Annotated in this window: 15 protein-coding genes and 1 other RNA gene; 15 read left to right on the top strand and 1 reads right to left on the bottom strand. The window is 46.0% G+C overall.

Going from position 1 to position 16659, the window contains the following annotated elements; genetic code table 11:
* Positions 1-40: 40 nt before the first annotated feature.
* From era to rnpB, 13 genes are all read left to right on the top strand, one after another.
* On the top strand, positions 41-943 hold the full coding sequence (gene era, locus ACQQ6X_RS06645; protein ID WP_305164674.1) for a GTPase Era: 903 nt from the start codon (positions 41-43) through the stop codon (positions 941-943).
* 454 nt (positions 944-1397) lie between these two features.
* The gene (locus tag ACQQ6X_RS06640; RefSeq protein ID WP_305164673.1) at positions 1398-1535 is read left to right on the top strand and encodes a YqzL family protein; all 138 of its coding nucleotides are present in this window, start codon (positions 1398-1400) and stop codon (positions 1533-1535) included.
* Between the two features lie 42 nt (positions 1536-1577).
* On the top strand, positions 1578-2330 hold the full coding sequence (gene recO, locus ACQQ6X_RS06635; protein ID WP_305164672.1) for a DNA repair protein RecO: 753 nt from the start codon (positions 1578-1580) through the stop codon (positions 2328-2330).
* Between the two features lie 402 nt (positions 2331-2732).
* Positions 2733-3620 carry a glycine--tRNA ligase subunit alpha gene (gene glyQ / locus ACQQ6X_RS06630; RefSeq protein ID WP_016821582.1) on the top strand — a complete coding sequence of 296 codons (888 nt, stop codon included), beginning with the start codon at positions 2733-2735 and terminating at the stop codon, positions 3618-3620.
* On the top strand, positions 3613-5688 hold the full coding sequence (gene glyS / locus ACQQ6X_RS06625; protein ID WP_305164671.1) for a glycine--tRNA ligase subunit beta: 2076 nt from the start codon (positions 3613-3615) through the stop codon (positions 5686-5688). Before glyQ ends, glyS begins: the two co-directional genes overlap by 8 nt.
* A 120-nt stretch (positions 5689-5808) precedes the next feature.
* Positions 5809-6285 (top strand): YaiI/YqxD family protein, encoded by a 477-nt coding sequence (locus ACQQ6X_RS06620; RefSeq protein ID WP_305164670.1) that lies wholly within the window; start codon positions 5809-5811, stop codon positions 6283-6285.
* Positions 6278-8152 carry a DNA primase gene (dnaG, locus tag ACQQ6X_RS06615; RefSeq protein WP_305164669.1) on the top strand — a complete coding sequence of 625 codons (1875 nt, stop codon included), beginning with the start codon at positions 6278-6280 and terminating at the stop codon, positions 8150-8152. Before ACQQ6X_RS06620 ends, dnaG begins: the two co-directional genes overlap by 8 nt.
* A 42-nt stretch (positions 8153-8194) precedes the next feature.
* A complete protein-coding gene (rpoD, locus tag ACQQ6X_RS06610) occupies positions 8195-9328 on the top strand; it encodes an RNA polymerase sigma factor RpoD (protein ID WP_007431230.1) in 1134 nt (377 codons plus the stop codon).
* A gap of 87 nt (positions 9329-9415) precedes the next feature.
* A complete protein-coding gene (locus ACQQ6X_RS06605; protein ID WP_305164668.1) occupies positions 9416-10255 on the top strand; it encodes a hypothetical protein in 840 nt (279 codons plus the stop codon).
* Positions 10252-11013 carry a tRNA (adenine(22)-N(1))-methyltransferase gene (locus ACQQ6X_RS06600; RefSeq protein ID WP_305164667.1) on the top strand — a complete coding sequence of 254 codons (762 nt, stop codon included), beginning with the start codon at positions 10252-10254 and terminating at the stop codon, positions 11011-11013. The genes ACQQ6X_RS06605 and ACQQ6X_RS06600 overlap by 4 nt, the downstream gene beginning before the upstream one ends.
* Complete coding sequence (locus tag ACQQ6X_RS06595; RefSeq protein WP_305164666.1) at positions 10989-12104, top strand: Nif3-like dinuclear metal center hexameric protein; 1116 nt, start codon at positions 10989-10991, stop codon at positions 12102-12104. Before ACQQ6X_RS06600 ends, ACQQ6X_RS06595 begins: the two co-directional genes overlap by 25 nt.
* Positions 12105-12166: 62 nt before the next feature.
* Positions 12167-12733 carry a flavin reductase family protein gene (locus ACQQ6X_RS06590; protein WP_142613767.1) on the top strand — a complete coding sequence of 189 codons (567 nt, stop codon included), beginning with the start codon at positions 12167-12169 and terminating at the stop codon, positions 12731-12733.
* 78 nt (positions 12734-12811) lie between these two features.
* Positions 12812-13210: RNase P RNA component class A (gene rnpB, locus ACQQ6X_RS06585), an RNA gene on the top strand.
* Positions 13211-13487: 277 nt separating this feature from the next.
* Here the strand turns inward: rnpB and ACQQ6X_RS06580 are convergent.
* Positions 13488-14708, bottom strand: a complete 1221-nt coding sequence (locus tag ACQQ6X_RS06580) for a PLP-dependent aminotransferase family protein (protein ID WP_305164665.1) — start codon at positions 14706-14708, stop codon at positions 13488-13490.
* A 118-nt stretch (positions 14709-14826) separates the two neighbouring features.
* On the opposite strand from ACQQ6X_RS06580, the gene ACQQ6X_RS06575 reads away from it, so the two are divergent.
* Both ACQQ6X_RS06575 and ACQQ6X_RS06570 read left to right on the top strand, forming a co-directional pair.
* Entirely contained in the window at positions 14827-16302 is a 1476-nt protein-coding gene (locus ACQQ6X_RS06575) for a PLP-dependent aminotransferase family protein (protein ID WP_305164664.1), read from the top strand.
* A gap of 88 nt (positions 16303-16390) precedes the next feature.
* Entirely contained in the window at positions 16391-16621 is a 231-nt protein-coding gene (locus tag ACQQ6X_RS06570; RefSeq protein WP_149033684.1) for a hypothetical protein, read from the top strand.
* Positions 16622-16659: the final 38 nt, after the last annotated feature.

Below are 16659 nucleotides of genomic sequence, written 5' to 3'. Positions count from 1 at the left end.
AAACTAAAATTTAGGTGCTTAACGCGCTGGAGGAAATGAAATGGCTAAGAAACACTTTAAATCTGGCTTTGTCGCAATTGTTGGCAGACCCAATGTCGGAAAATCAACATTGATGAATCATGTTATTGGGCAGAAGATTGCCATCATGTCAGACAAGCCCCAAACGACACGAAACAAAATCCACGGTGTATACACCACAGAGGACACACAAATTGTATTTTTGGATACACCAGGGATTCACAAGCGCCAGTCAAAATTGGGCGATTATATGAATCAGACTGCTTTTAATACGTTGGGTGAAGTTGAAACGGTGCTTTTTCTTATTGACGCTGCTGAAGGGTTAGGCGGGGGCGACCGTTTTATTGCTGAACAGCTTAAACAAGTAAAAACACCCGTTATATTGGTGTTGAATAAAATTGACCGCATTGAGCCAGAATCCTTGTTGCCGCTGATTGAGCAGTATCGCAAGTTGTATGACTTTGCGGAAATTGTACCGATCTCAGCTAAAATGGGTAATAATGTAAACACTTTGTTGGAACAGATACAAAAATACTTGCCAGAAGGTCCACAATATTACCCTGATGACCAAATTACCGACCATCCAGAGCAGTTTGTCATTGCCGAACTGGTGCGGGAAAAGATTTTGCATATGACACGTGAGGAAGTACCCCATTCTATTGCAGTTATGATTGAAGACATGAAGGTGCAGGATAATGGTGTAGTTCACATTATGGCGGTTATTTTTGTAGAGCGCGATTCCCAGAAGGGGATCATTATCGGCAAACAGGGAGCTATGCTCAAAGAGGTAGGCAAACAGGCCCGTCAAGACATCCAAAACCTGTTAGGCTCCAAAATTTTCTTGGAACTTTGGGTTAAAGTCAAAAAAGACTGGCGCAATCAAGAACGTGTCCTTCGTGACCTAGGCTTTCATCGCGACGCTTAAAAATAGAACTCGATGCAAGCTCACTTTAGTTCCAGGGTTTATTGAGCTAAAATTAGTTGGAACCATATGTGTACAGTTTTTTAAGCTCCGTTAAAAGGCCGTACCGACCTCAACCACAAGACTTAAAGTATAATGATGTCTTGTGGTCATTCCAAGCGCCGCGCATATGCGGCGCTTAACTTCTTGCCTTTTCTACCCTTTTATTCCAGTAATGAAATAAGGGATGCTTTTAAAAGAATTATTGTAACTGCGTGCACGTTGCAGCGGAGCGAAGGATTTGAATCCGAAGAAGCCTCAGCGTTCGTAAGATCAAATCATTCGCGAAGCGGTATCCAGACCGTACACAGTAGCCTTTTTTAACGTCATCCATTTATTTCATCGCATACTTCTTTCCACTTCGCACCATCCTATTTTCGAGATGCAGACGTCATTTCCGAAGAAAGGATGAATACGATTGCGAGATTTTTCGTGGAAGTATTTTGCGATGACTGGAGATGTCGGTGCGTATCTGTTATACAGGGAGAGCGCCGGGATAGGGGAGCAAGACACGGATGAAGGAGAGTTGGACGAGCATGAAGAAGCCTGTGAATAGTGCGAACCACTGGCTTCTTCGCGAATGTTTGGGGGAAGAAGCATGCTTTACAGGGTGGAAGGAATCGTCATCCGCAGCATGGATTACGGTGAGGGGAACAAAATTATTACGCTTTGCACCGAAAGCGGCGGCAAAGTAGGCGTGCTGGTCAGAGGCGCGAAAAAATCCAAAAGCCGTCATGCTGCTTTAACACAGCCGTTTACCTACGGTGAATTTGTTTTTTTTCGCAATACAGGCTTGGGCACGTTGAATGCCGGCGAAATTATCCAATCCCACCATACACTGCGCGAGGATATTACAAAGGCTGCTTATGCTTCCTATGCTTGTGAATTGCTCGATCGGGTGTTGCAGGATGAGGAAACAGGCGCATTTTGGTTTAAGCAGCTTAAAGCCTGTTTAGAGGCATTGGAGAGTGGCAAAGATCCGCTGATTGTCATGAGTATTTATGAATTTAAAATATTGCAGGCAGCCGGATACGCACCTCAGCTTGATGCCTGTATTTCAAGCGGCCAACAATGTGCTGATGAGGATATGTTCATCAGCCCGAGGTTAGGCGGGGTTTTGTGTCGAGGCTATAAGCATTTTGACCCGGCTGCGCTGAGTGTTTCTCCACGTACATTGAAGTTGCTGCGCTTGTTTGCCCAAATTGATTTGAATCGACTTGGTAATATCGACGTGAAGGACTCCACCAAGCTGGAGATCAAACATGTCATGCGTCAGTTCATGGATATGCAGTTGGAGGTCAAACTGAAATCCCGTAATTTTCTGGACCAGCTTGATAAGTACGATATGTGAAATACAGCTGTTCTCTTGACTGCATTGCTGAAAACGTGTAATATCCTACTATATATCTCCTTTGGGAGCAGATGCATTGAACGAGAAAGTAACGAAATGTATTCTCTGTAATTAGCGAGTTGGGAACGGTGTAAGCCCAGCGGGAATTTTTCGTGAACATGGCACTCGGGAGCGTCTGAATGGACACGGAAAAGAGGATTACGATCCGACTGGTGATGTAGGATCGCAATCAAGTAGGGTGGAACCGCGGGAGTCAGCTCTCGTCCCTACGTCTGTACAGGCGTAGAGGCGGGGGCTTTTTGCTGTCTCTAGCAAGGCTTATGAGATAAACGAGCCCTGTACATATGAACTTAATGGTTAAAACCACCACATTTTGGGAGATTGGAAAGGATGCGTGTACCCATGAATTTTCAGCAGATGATTTTAACGCTGCAACAATTTTGGTCAGAACACAACTGTATTATTGTACAGCCTTATGATACGGAAAAAGGGGCAGGTACGATGAATCCAATGACGTATTTACGTTCAATTGGACCTGAGCCGTGGAACGTAGCTTATGTTGAGCCTTCTCGCCGTCCGTCAGACGGACGTTATGGGGAGAACCCGAATCGCCTGTATCAGCATCATCAGTTTCAAGTGGTTTTGAAGCCTTCACCTGATAACATTCAGGAACTGTATTTGGAGAGTTTGAACCGTTTGGGCATTAACCCACTGGAGCATGATATTCGTTTCGTGGAAGATAACTGGGAAGCACCGACGCTGGGAGCCTGGGGATTAGGTTGGGAAGTATGGCTGGACGGTATGGAAATTACCCAATTTACGTACTTCCAACAAGTAGGCGGTATTGATGCCAGTCCGGTTGCGGTTGAAATTACGTATGGTATGGAGCGTCTTGCTTCCTACATCCAAGACAAAGAAAATGTGTTCGATTTGGAGTGGGTTAATGGAATCTCGTATGGTGATGTTTTCCACCAGCCTGAATTTGAGCATTCCAAGTATACGTTCGAAGTATCTGATGTCAAAATGCTATTTACTCTTTTTAATATGTATGAAGAAGAGGCGAATAAAGCGATGGCGCAGCATCTTGTATTCCCCGCCTATGATTATGTGCTGAAATGTTCTCACACATTTAACTTGCTAGACGCTCGCGGAGCAATCAGTGTAACAGAACGGACTGGCTTTATTATCCGAGTACGTAATTTGGCGCGCCAGGTGGCTGCGACCTACCTAGAGGAGCGCGAGAAGCTGGGCTTCCCGCTGTTGAAGAAAGGAGGTGCGGCAAATGTCTAAGGATTTATTGTTTGAGATCGGGCTGGAAGAAGTGCCTGCACGTTTTATCCCGAATGCGATTCAGCAGTTAAAGGAACGAATGACGGCATGGCTCGACAGCTCGCGTATTGCTTACGGTGCTGTAGAGGCTTATGCTACACCACGTCGTTTGGCAGTACTTGTTAAGGAAGTAGCGGAGAAGCAAGAAGATATTAACGAAGAAGTTAAAGGGCCTTCCCGCAAAATTGCGCTCGATGAAGCTGGTAACTGGAGTAAGGCTGCCCTAGGCTTTGCCCGCAGTCAAGGCGTTGATCCTGAACAGTTTACGTTCAAAGAGCTTGGAGGCGTGGAATATATTTACGCGACCAAGAGCAGCATAGGTGTACCGACGGCCGATGTGCTGTCCGAAGGTTTACTACACATTTTACATGCCATGACATTCCCTAAATTTATGCGCTGGGCGAGTTATGACTTTAAATTTGTTCGTCCAATCCGTTGGTTGGTAGCCTTGTTTGGCAACGATATTGTTAATTTGGAGATTGCTGGCGTGCAGTCCGGGAATGTAACAAGAGGCCATCGTTTCCTTGGACAGGAGGCCGTTGTAGAAAGTCCGGCAGACTATGTTGAAGTTCTTCGCAAGCAACATGTCATTGTGGACATTGAGGAACGCCAATCACTTATTCTGAAGCAGATTGAAGCATTGGCAACCGAGAAAGATTGGACGATTGCGGTCAAGGATGATTTGCTGGAAGAAGTGCTGTATCTGGTGGAAACTCCAACAGTGCTGTTCGGGGGCTTTGACCCTGCATTCCTGAACATTCCGAAAGATGTATTGATTACTTCCATGCGTGAACATCAACGCTATTTCCCAGTGCTGGATCGCACAGGAAAGCTGCTGCCATACTTTGTTACAGTACGTAATGGTGGCAGTCAATCACTTGAAGTTATTGCAAAAGGAAACGAAAAAGTATTGCGTGCACGGCTGTCTGATGCCAAATTCTTCTACGAAGAAGATCAGAAGCTGGAAATTAAGGATGCACTCTCCAAGCTGGAAAGTATCGTATTCCATGAAGAACTGGGAACAGTTGGAGACAAGGTACGCCGAATTCGCCGCATTGCTGATGCTCTGGCAGAGAAGCTTCGCGTTTCCCCAGATACACAGGAATCCGTTAGCCGAGCAGCAGATATCTGTAAATTTGACCTTGTAACACAAATGGTCTATGAGTTTCCGGAACTGCAAGGTGTTATGGGTGAGGACTATGCTCGTAAGGCTGGCGAGAAGGAAGAAGTGGCAAGAGCGGTGTTTGAGCATTACCAGCCGCGATTCGCAGGAGAAACGGTTCCTTCGACGAACGCTGGAGCGATTGTAAGTATCGCAGACAAAATAGATACCATTACAGGCTGCTTCTCCATCGGTATTATTCCGACAGGTTCACAGGACCCTTACGCGCTTCGCCGCCAGGCAGCAGGTATCGTGCAGATCCTGTTGGATCGTAAGCTTTCGGCTACGTTGTCTGATGTGTTCAATATCGCGCTTGATGTGCACAGCAACTTTGGAAATATGAAACGTTCTGCAGATGAAATACGTAAAGAATTACATGAGTTTTTTGGTTTGCGTGTGAAGAAACTATTGTCCGAGACGCTTCGTTATGACGTTGTGGATGCTGTGCTTTCAGCTGGATATGACGATGTTGCTTCTGTGGTTAACCGTGGAGCTGCATTAATGGCTGCGGTACAAACGGGTGATGTCTTCAAGGCCACTGTAGAGTCTTTTAATCGCATAGGTAATTTGGCTGCTAAAGCAGTTCATAAGTCAGTGAATACAGGTGAATTTACGGAACAGGGCGAGAAAAACCTGTACGAAGCATGGTATGGCGCCTATGAGTCTTATTGTACAGCCTTGCAGGAGGGTGATGCGACACAGGCATTGGCACTTGCTTCATCCATTACTCCTGCGGTGACGGCGTTCTTTGATTCCGTTATGGTTATGGCTAAGGATGATGCTGTACGTAATAATCGTTTGGCATTGCTGGCTGCTATTGACTCAGAATTGAAGCGCTTTGCCGATTTTTCCAAGCTTGTAGTTTAAACTCAGTTGTGGTAGTATGAACAACTTGAAAAAATGGGTATAAATATACGGAACGGTGTAAGAGTGATCTTGCAGCCGTTCCGTATTTTACTCGATTGCGGATGGAGATGGGGGATGCTCATGGGAGGGTCCGGAAATTTCCCGGATGTACGGATCGTTGTTGACGGAGATGCTTGTCCTGTTAAAAGTGAAATTGCAGAGACAGCTTCCCGTTTTCATATTGACGTTATTATGGTATCTTCGTATGATCACCTCATTCAGGGCAGCAAAGGCGTAAGCGTTGTTAGAGTAGACCGAAGCGACCAGAGTGCCGATCTCTATATTGCCAATCATATCCGCCGCGGAGATATTGTAACCACCAATGATTATGGTCTTGCTGCACTTGCCTTGGCAAAAGGTTGTGAAGTGATGTCTTTTCGCGGAACGATATATCGAAACGATTCGATAGACTTCATGCTTGACCGGCGTCATACTTCTGCCAAAGAACGGAAAAGAGGGCGTTATGGCAAAGGCCCTAAACCGTTTACATTAGAGGATCGTGAAGTTTTTCAACATAAACTGACAAAACTTTTACTTCGCTTGCAGGAGAATGAGTAACGGTATCGAATTATATTTACGTGCTAAAGAGATGAAGGTGGTTAATATGAGTGCCGGACAAGGCAACATACCGGACGATATCATCGAGTCGGTTTTACAACATCATGATATTGTAGATACGGTAAGCAAGTACGTGCATTTGACCAAACAGGGGAAATATATGAAAGGCCTCTGTCCTTTTCATTCCGAGAAAACCCCTTCATTCACCGTGACACCGGATCGTCAGATTTTTTACTGCTACGGCTGCGGCGCGGGAGGCAATGCCATCAAGTTTATGATGGAAATCGAAGGACTATCCTTTCCCGAAGCTGTCAGGACAATGGCAGAAGAAAGTCATATTCCGCTCGGCGAATGGCAGGGACGTGATTCATCGCATCAACATCCTGAGTTGGACAGGCTGTTGCAAGCGTATGAGTTAACTTCTAAGATGTACCATTTTTTGCTTAAAAATACGGAGCACGGCAAACCAGCTATGGAATATTTGCGTTCACGGGGGTTCAGTGACAAGATCATTGACCAATTCCAAATTGGCTATGCACCCAACCGATGGGATACGATCGTTCAGTTTCTAGAGAAGCGTTCTTTTGATCCTGTCGAAATGGAAAAGGGAGGACTCATTTCTCCCCGGCATGAAGGAGATGGATATGTAGATCGGTTCAGAGATCGTATCATGTTTCCCATTTGGAATCGTAACGGCAAAGTTATAGCCTTTGCAGGCCGTATCCTGGGCGAGGGACAGCCGAAGTATTTGAACTCACCCGAGACCAAGCTCTTTAACAAGAGCCGAACGCTGTACAATCTCCATCATGCTAAAACCTCAATTCGCAAGCTTCGTCAAAGTGTTCTTTTTGAAGGTTATGGCGATGTCATCTCGGCATGGGAAGCTGGCGTGCAAAATGGAGTGGCCGCCATGGGGACTGCTCTAACGGAGCATCATGCTACGATGTTAAAAGGACTGTGCGACGAGGTTATTATTTGTTATGATGGTGACCGGGCAGGACAAGCGGCAGCGCTTAAAAATTTTCCACTGTTGGAAAATGCGGGACTTCACGTAAAAGTAGCGATAGTCAGCGACGGTATGGACCCGGATGATTTTATCCGCCAATATGGTGCTGAACGATTTCAACGCCAAATTATCGAAAGTGCTGTTTCAACGGTGAAATTTAAGCTTATATATCTGAAAAAAAACCATATACTGCAAGAGGAAGAAGGAAGAATCGCGTATTCCCGCGAAGCATTAAATGTCATTGCACCTCTGTCATCCCCGACTGAGCGGGAAGTGTATCTGCGCGAAGTATCTGCCGAAGTCAAGGTAGATTTTGAAACCTTAAAGCAAGAATGCAACTTACTCCGCCAATCCCTGCAAAAAAAACAGAACTTTGGGGATAATAACGAAAATGGGTGGAATAATGGTAGGCATAAAAAAGGGCAGGTCTCTACGCCCAATCTGTTGCCGGCTTACCATGTGGCTGAACGCAGACTGCTTCACTGGATGATGCAGGATTTAGAAGCTGCAGAGTATGTAGAAAAGCATCTGGGGGACGCCTTTAATATTGAGGATCATGCAGCAATTGCTGCTTATCTATATGCCTATTACGCGCAAGGGAAGTTACCGGATACAAGCCGTTTTATTTCATCTTTGCAAGACGACCGACTGGAGAAGAACGTAAGTTCGATCATGATGATGGATGCTCCAGGCGTATGGGCACCGCACATTTTGGATGATTACATTCGTCAGGTGCGAAAATTTCCATTGCAGGAGCAACTGGATTTGAAAAGAGAAGAAATGAGAACCGCTGAGCGCTCAGGTGACTTTTTGCGTGCAGCACAAATTGCAAGTGAGATTATAGCCCTAGAGAGACAATGAACACACAGAGGTCGGATGTTTCTAGGAGGAGGGAGTCGAAAGATGGCGAATGATCAGCATACTGAACTGGAGACGGAATTAACACTGGATCAGGTCAAAGATCAACTGATTGAGTTGGGTAAGAAAAGTTCCTCTCTGAACTACAAAGATATCATGGAAAAACTGTCGCCGTTTGATCAGGACCCCGAGCAAATGGATGAGTTTTATGAGCAGCTGGGTGACTTGGGGATTGAGGTTGTGAATGACAACGACGAAGAAGTTACCAGATTGCGTCAAAATGACGACCCGGAAAACAATGACGGGGATGATTTTAATTTCGATGACGATCTGAGCCTGCCTCCCGGTATTAAAATTAATGACCCAGTCCGGATGTACTTGAAGGAAATCGGTCGTGTACCGTTGCTTTCTGCTGATGATGAGGTGGAGCTTGCCAAACGGATCAATAACGGCGATGAAGAAGCTAAGCGTCGGTTGGCTGAAGCAAACTTGCGTCTGGTGGTAAGTATTGCCAAACGTTATGTTGGTCGCGGAATGCTTTTCTTGGATCTAATTCAAGAAGGTAATATGGGCTTGATTAAGGCAGTAGAAAAATTTGATTATGAAAAAGGCTTTAAATTCAGTACGTACGCAACCTGGTGGATTCGTCAGGCCATTACGCGCGCAATCGCGGATCAGGCGAGAACGATCCGTATTCCAGTGCATATGGTAGAAACGATCAACAAGTTGATTCGTGTATCGCGTCAACTGTTGCAAGAATTGGGGCGCGAACCTACGCCGGAAGAAGTGGCTGCCGAAATGGAGCTGAGCGTGGAAAAAGTACGGGAAATCATGAAAATTGCCCAAGAACCGGTTTCATTGGAAACACCAATTGGTGAAGAGGATGACTCACATCTGGGGGATTTCATTGAGGACCAGGAAGCATTGGCGCCTGCAGATGCGGCTGCCTATGAACTTCTGAAGGAACAACTCGAGGATGTACTGGATACGTTGACTGAACGTGAAGAGAATGTTTTACGTCTTCGTTTTGGTTTGGACGATGGAAGAACCAGAACTCTTGAAGAAGTGGGTAAAGTATTCGGTGTTACGCGTGAACGTATTCGTCAGATTGAGGCCAAAGCGCTGCGTAAGTTGCGCCATCCAAGCCGCAGTAAGCGACTGAAGGATTTCCTCGAATAGAAGCGTAACATTGCGGACCTTCTGCGGCTTGAAGCGCGCAGAAGGTCTTTTTTTATCTCATGGCAGCCTTGGTGGAGGGGAAGAAGCTTGGACCAGGAGAAAAAACGGACAATACTGTTACATGAAATTGAGCATTGGCGGCAAAGTCGATTGCTCCCTGAGCAATATTGCGATTTTCTGTCCAACCTATATCGGGACGATGAAAATCCGGCACAAAGCCAGAAACGTAACAATACCGGGCTGCTTACATATCTTAAACACGGGCATGGGATGGCCTGGCTTCTTGGTTTTGTCATTATTTCCTGCATTTGTTTGATCGGTTTTTATTTTACCGCTTTTCCCTTGGCAATGCAAATATGCTCGGCAAGTGCAGTTACTGCGTTTTGCTATGGAATGGCCGCAATTTGGCGGTCTTCTGAAAAGAGTATGAGTGCAATGTTGAGCACTTTAGGCAGTGCGATTATGCTGGGTTCAGGTGTATGGATCATCCAGCTTCATCAAGGTGAAGCTAAGGTTTGGTTTCTAGTGCTTGTGGGTGTATGCGGTTTGATATGGTGTCTCGTGGGATCAACTTTGCGTATCAGCTTGCTTCATTACTGTGGTCTTGCCGGGCTGCTTTTAGTGTATGCGGTTCTTATAGGCCGCTATTGGCCTACAGCTACTTTAGCGATGCTTGAGGTATTTTGGATTTTACACGCAGTATTGTTGATTGGGTTAAGCTGGTGGGTGCATCGCCGCTTTCCGCGTCTTGCGTTGGTTTACTTTGCTATAGGCATAACTCTAGTGTTTATGGCGGAAGCAGACACGATTATCCTGCGCCATCAACCAGCGGGGGAAGTGGTATTTTTTAGTATACTGAAGTTGGCTTTTGTTGTAGGGATTTTATTTTGGACTCGAAAAAAATGGATTACGTGGGTGACGTCATGAAACTTTCTGAGCGATTACAATTTATTTTGGAACAAATTCCGGCCGGTAGCAGACTAGCTGATATTGGCTCAGATCACGGACTACTCCCTGTGGCTGCCGTGAGTTGTGGCAGAGTACCGCAAGCGGTAGCGGGTGAGGTCAATGATGGACCATTGCGTGCGGCTCAAAAGCAGGTGGCTGAAGCAGGCCTTACAGATCGCATTGCGGTTAGAAAAGGGAACGGCTTGGCTGTAATTAAGGCCGATGAGGTAGATGTTATTACGATAGCAGGCATGGGTGGTGCCTTGATTGCTTCCATTTTGGAGCAAGGGAAAGACAAGCTTGTTTCAGTGAAACAGCTTGTTTTACAGCCCAACGTGGGCGAGGATATTTTACGGCGCTGGCTAATCAAGCATCAATGGGTACTCACAAACGAACATATCATGGAAGAGGATGGTAAAATATACGAAGTTCTGACGGCAGTACCTGCTTCTGAAAGCTCAATGAAACAGGATGACTTGTATCGGCCATGGGAACTTCCAGGTAGTTCGCTGGTACTAACAGAGGATTTGTTGATGCAACTTGGACCGTTATTGGTTAAAGCACCAAATGAAATCTTTTTTTTGAAATGGCAATTGGAGATTCGCAAGCTTCAGGATGTACTGGCCCAAGTGGCACGGTCAGATCAGGAATCCGCACAGCAGAAGCAGGAGCAATTGCGCAAGCAAATTGAACAGCTGGAGGAGGTACTTGCATGTTTGCCAAAGGACAGACAGTAATTAGTTATATGGAGCAGCTGGCTCCGAAATACTTGGCAGTTCCAGACGATAGAATCGGGCTTCAACTAGGCAGCCTGCAAAAAGACATCAAAAGCATACTAGTGGCCCTGGATGTCAATGATGAGGTTGTCGAAGAGGCGATCCGCATAAAGGCCGACCTCATTATTGCGCATCATGCGATTATATTCCGCCCACTTAAATCATTGAACACGGATCAGCCTGCGGGCAAATTGTATGAAAAGCTGATCAAGAATGATATTGCTGTCTACATCAGTCATACGAATCTGGATACGGCAGAGGATGGAATGAACGACTGGATGGCGGAAGCACTGGGTATTCAAAGTGAAGGTACACTGGAAGATGTTCACACCGAGCAATTATTCAAGCTTGTCGTTTTCGTACCCAAAACGCATCATCAACGTGTGCTGGATGCCGTTCTGAATGCTGGAGCTGGACATATCGGCAATTACAGCCATTGCAGCTTCAACATTGATGGCTACGGAACTTTCGTGCCAGGCGAAGGCACACAGCCGTTTTTGGGCGAGCCTGGTAAAATGGAACGTAGTGAAGAGGTTCGTATTGAGACCATTGTACCGCAAAGTGTACGTAATAAAGTTGTTCAAGCGATGCTGAAGGCTCATCCTTATGAAGAGGTGGCTTATGACCTGTACTCTATGGATTTGAAAGGCCGCACCTTTGGTTTGGGACGAGTGGGTAAGCTCAAGGAAGCCCGCACGCTAAGGGAATTTGTAGACATTGTGAAAGAAGGTCTCAACGTTGAGCATGTACGTGTGGTAGGTGACTTGGATCGTGTGGTTAAAAAAGCAGCCGTGCTTGGGGGCTCTGGTAGCCGTTATGTGAATAAATCGCTCTTTAAAGGCGCTGATGTATTAGTGACGGGGGATATAGACTATCACACGGCTCACGATGCCCTGATGGCAGGTATAGCTATTATTGACCCTGGACATAACGCAGAAAAGATTATGAAGCCTAAAACGGCAGAGTGGATGCGCAAACGTTTGGCAGAAGGTCGATACTCAACGGAAGTATATGTATCTGAAGTGAACACCGAGCCTTTTCAATTTTTGTAAAACATTCACATCTATGAGAAAATAAAGATGCACTATTACATTTTTTCGTAGGGAGAGGTTGTATGCGAACGTTGATAGCCGAGTCTGCGATTCATGCTTATCCAGGCATGGTTGCAGTCGTTACTTCCCGCTATGAGGGAGTAAATAATGTCATGGCCTCAGGCTGGCATACATATATCGGATCATCGCCGGGCATGTATGGCATTTCATTGAGGAAGGAAACGTATTCTCACGGACTGATTAAGAGAAGCGGAGGCTTTGGTGTTCAGTTTTTGCCTGCGCACAGATCGGAATGGATTCAGGCTGTAGGTACCTTTAGCGGCAAAGATGTAGATAAGTTTCAGCAGTTTGGGATTGCATATGAGGACGGGATTTCAGTGGATGTGCCTATATTGCTGGAAGCGTATCTTGCCTATGAGTGTAAAGTAGTGGATATTCATACCTACGGAGATCATGATTGGATTGTCGGTGAAATACAGCAGACCTACCGGGATGAAGAGCTATTCCTGGATGAGGATATGCCTGATTTTAGTAAGCTTTCTATTCCGTTATACGTGGGAAGGTCTGCTTATTATGTGGCAGATGATTCATTACAGAAAAAGGTACATCCGTTTTATTTGAGCAATTAAAGAGGAATTACTATTTTTACAATATTTTCAGGGTTGTATCCTGCGCATGTTCCCTGTATACTATGTAATGTTGTTCGGAAAGTTTGACAGACAATCGCTGGTGGCGTAAGCCACGAGAGGAAAGTCCGGGCTCCATAGGGCAGGATGCTGGATAACGTCCAGTCAGCGCGAGTTGAAGGATAGTGCCACAGAAATGGACCGCCGATGGCCGCTTGCGGCACAGGCAAGGATGGAACCGAGGTGTAAGAGACCCCGAGGAACGCTGGTGACTTCGTTCCTGGTAAACCCCATCTGGAGCAAGACCTAAAGGGACACAGCTTCTTCGCGAAGCAGCCTTAGCCCGAGGCGTGTCTAGGTTGGTCGCTGGAGCTGAATAGCAATGTTCGGCCTAGATAGATGATTGTCGCTTTTAGTGGGAGGGTAGTTCCCGTTTGTACCACGAATAGCACAGAACCCGGCTTACGGAAAACTTTCCCCACTACAACATCTTACAATGTATGAATTTAACTTTTACTAATGACCTGTTTGCATGCGTAATCTTTAATCCAACTGTATTTATTGAACTAAAAAAGGGTGCTTCATATTCCTGTGGGAATCATGAAGCACCCTTTTTAGTGTACAGACCGAATTACGCAATTCGTACTTGTATAGACTAAAGCCCCCAGCATAGTCAATGGGGGCTTTAGCGTGTTTTCAACTTGCAATTCTTCTGACGTAAAAACGTGCAAGCATAAAGCGTAGAGTCAGCACTCTATTAACGCATGGTTTTTACTACATTTTCCTCCATATACTTTTTCAGTGCCCGATCCAATCGGTCAACTGCTTTTGGAAGCAGGGTAGGATCAGTATGCGTGAAGTTGATTCGCATATGGTTGCTGCCGCTTAGGTCAGCATAAAAGACTTGTCCAGGCACAAATGCGACTCCTTCCTGAATCGCGAGTTGCAGCAACTGCTCAGAACGGAAGCCTTCAGGTAAGGTAACCCACATAAACATGCCGCCAAGTGCATCATTCCAGGTAATTCCTTCCCATTGGCGTTCTTTCATCAGCGATGTAAGACGCAGCATACGAGTGTGATATTCAGCGGACACGGTACGTATATGTCCGTCCAAATCAAAGAAGTCCAACAGCTCGTTCAAAGCACGCTGGTCAATACTGCTGGAGTGCAGATCGGCAGATTGTTTGGCATTTGCGGTCTTAACGACGATAGCTTGATCGGCTACCAGCCATCCAGAGCGAACACCTGGAGCGACAGTTTTAGAGAATGTAGAAGTGTACATTACATGACCAGCGCCACCTAGCTGTTGATCAATAGAAAATAAGGATGGGAAGTTAAGATTTTCATCAAATTTGAGACGTCCGTAAGGATCGTCTTCAAAAATCAAAGTTCCGTATTTACGGCATAACTCAACAACGCCTGTTCTGCGTTCCATACTCCATACACTTCCTGCCGGATTGGAAAAGGTAGGGATGACGTACACGAATTTGGGCTGATGCTGTTTGATCTTGGCCTCAAGATCATCTAATTTCATACCGTTAGCGTCTGTATCTACACTTACAATATTTGCGCCATAGGAATTAAATACCTGCAGAGCTGCCAAATAAGTAGGGGACTCCACCAATACAGTATCCTGTGGATCAAGCAGCACGCGTGAAACTAGATCAATGGTCTGCTGCGAGCCTGTTGTCATAAGGATGTTATCTCTGGTGACGGAGATGCCTTGGGAAGACATGATTGCTGCAAGACGTTCCCGTAGAGGAATATATCCCTCGGTTAGGCCGTATTGAAGTGCGGTCGTACCGCCGAGGCGGAATACCCGCTCATAGGCTTTAGCAACTGCGTCGACGGGGAAAAAGGCATCGGCCGGAAGGCCGCCTGCGAGAGATAATACATCTGTTCCCTGTGTCAGCTTCAAAATGTCCCTTACCATGGACGAGCCCTGAGTACGAGCCATACCCGAAAATTTGTATTCCAATCCAATCATCTCCTGTGTTCTATACTGTGCTATTAAATTTGTTGTATTATATCGATAATGAAGTATAACAGTAAACGTCTAAATGTAACAGTTGATTTTTTTGGAGGGAAGGGTTCCGATGCATATTGATCTCAGCCGCAATAGCAGTGTCAAATTATATTTACAGATTGCTAAAACATTAGCGGATCGCATTCAGTCAGGGTTATTACCTCAGGGCACCAAGCTTCCCTCTGTCCGCCATCTGTCCAGCTTGCTTGCAGTGAGTCCTGTAACTGTAAGCAAGGCGTACGCCGAGCTGGAGTCCATGAATCTAGTTACATGTACGCAGGGAAAGGGTTGCTATGTGGCAGAACCTTCTATACCGGTTCATCGTGAGGGGAAGCAGGATTTGTCCTGGCAGATGTCGCTAATCGATTATTTGCCGCGCGCGCAGTTATGGAGAAACTTTAACCATAGCCGAAGGGCTGCCTATTCTTTTCATATAGCCGCAATACAGCCGGAACTTCTCCCCACACGCGAAATCATCGCTGATACACAACGTTTATCCTCTGTAAATTCCGATGTACTGGCTGCATATGGAGCTTTTGAAGGTGATTTAGAACTAAGGGAAGTGTTTGCAGACCACTTGAGTGAACGAGGGATACCTATAGTAGCAGAGCAACTGCTTGTGACCAGCGGAGCACAACAGGGGATTGACCTAGTGGCACGTACGTTTGTCGGTCCGGGAGATGTGGTCTACATGGAAGCTCCTACATATACCGGGGCCATTGATGTGTTCACTAGTCGTGGTGCCAAAGTAATTATGATTCCCATGGACGAGGAGGGGATGCGGACTGACATTTTAACACGTCTCTGTGATACTCATCCTCCAAAATTGATCTATACGATACCTACCTTCCACAATCCTACCGGCATAACTTTAACGATGAACAGACGCACGCACTTACTGGATTTGGCTCAAAGTTATCACTGCCTCATTGTTGAGGATGATCCATTTTCCGACCTGTACTACAAAACAAAACCACCACTCTCTATCAAGGCGCACGATCAGTCCGGGCATGTTGTTTATATCAAAAGCTTTAGCAAAACCGTTGCCCCTGGCTGCCGTATAGCTTGCGTAGCCGCAACGGGGAGTGTAATGGATCGTTTGGTGGCTGCCAAGTCAACTACGGATTTGGGAAGCCCTCTATTAACGCAAAAAGCATTGCTACCCTTTATCAGGAATCGGCTTGACCAGCATTTCGTTACATTGCGGGAACAAATGCGAGATCGTCTAACTGTCGCGTTGAACACACTCCAGCGCTATGCTCCGCCAGAGGTCACCTGGTATGCCCCTGAAGGTGGTCTCAATGTATGGATTAAGCTCCCTTCTATGGTGGATATTCCAGAGTTAGAGCGGATGGCTGATCGTGAAGGAATTTCCTTTTTACCTGGTACAGTGTGTTATGCAGGTGGTATGGACAGCAGCCATATCCGCATTTCTTTTTCGTATGCTGACAAGGAAACACTTAAATCAGGTCTGCGCAAGCTATGTAGTTTGTTAGGCGAAATTCTTGATCATTCGGTCATTGTGGAACGAAAGCCTATTTTATAAGGGATAATTGTATTGGGGGGTAAACATCCAAGCACAGCATACGCCTCCTTAATATGCTGTACTAATTCACTGAAAGGAGTTGCACATTATGAGTCATTGCCATTACGACCCGGTTGTGTGCCCGCCGATTCAATTTGTAAATCATCAATTTTACCCACAAGTGGTGCCTGTTGTTCATCCAATTGAAATCATCAATCAGGCGCACGTTATACCTGTACCTCACCACGTATTTCCGGTGGTTGTTAAGGACCCTGGTGATCCATGCTGTCATACTCGCAGTCTTGGGAAGCGTCCTGTCCGTACTAGTTCCAAGCGTTAAGAAGCCTGAAAAAGCAGCCATGGAGTACCATGGCTGCT

Source organism: Paenibacillus ottowii, assembly GCF_050516475.1.
Lineage (GTDB): Bacteria > Bacillota > Bacilli > Paenibacillales > Paenibacillaceae > Paenibacillus > Paenibacillus ottowii.
The sequence above is the reverse complement of the archived record's forward strand: the minus strand, read 5'-3'. Positions and strand labels throughout refer to the sequence as shown.

What these genes read in the sequence shown, in the direction of transcription:
- era (WP_305164674.1), top strand. Translation starts at nt 41, where the DNA reads ATGGCTAAGAAACACTTTAAATCTGGCTTTGTCGCAATTGTTGGCAGA.
- recO (WP_305164672.1), top strand. Translation starts at nt 1,578, where the DNA reads ATGCTTTACAGGGTGGAAGGAATCGTCATCCGCAGCATGGATTACGGT.
- glyQ (WP_016821582.1), top strand. Translation starts at nt 2,733, where the DNA reads ATGAATTTTCAGCAGATGATTTTAACGCTGCAACAATTTTGGTCAGAA.
- glyS (WP_305164671.1), top strand. Translation starts at nt 3,613, where the DNA reads ATGTCTAAGGATTTATTGTTTGAGATCGGGCTGGAAGAAGTGCCTGCA.
- ACQQ6X_RS06620 (WP_305164670.1), top strand. Translation starts at nt 5,809, where the DNA reads ATGGGAGGGTCCGGAAATTTCCCGGATGTACGGATCGTTGTTGACGGA.
- dnaG (WP_305164669.1), top strand. Translation starts at nt 6,278, where the DNA reads ATGAGTAACGGTATCGAATTATATTTACGTGCTAAAGAGATGAAGGTG.
- rpoD (WP_007431230.1), top strand. Translation starts at nt 8,195, where the DNA reads ATGGCGAATGATCAGCATACTGAACTGGAGACGGAATTAACACTGGAT.
- ACQQ6X_RS06600 (WP_305164667.1), top strand. Translation starts at nt 10,252, where the DNA reads ATGAAACTTTCTGAGCGATTACAATTTATTTTGGAACAAATTCCGGCC.
- ACQQ6X_RS06595 (WP_305164666.1), top strand. Translation starts at nt 10,989, where the DNA reads ATGTTTGCCAAAGGACAGACAGTAATTAGTTATATGGAGCAGCTGGCT.
- ACQQ6X_RS06590 (WP_142613767.1), top strand. Translation starts at nt 12,167, where the DNA reads ATGCGAACGTTGATAGCCGAGTCTGCGATTCATGCTTATCCAGGCATG.
- ACQQ6X_RS06575 (WP_305164664.1), top strand. Translation starts at nt 14,827, where the DNA reads ATGCATATTGATCTCAGCCGCAATAGCAGTGTCAAATTATATTTACAG.
- ACQQ6X_RS06570 (WP_149033684.1), top strand. Translation starts at nt 16,391, where the DNA reads ATGAGTCATTGCCATTACGACCCGGTTGTGTGCCCGCCGATTCAATTT.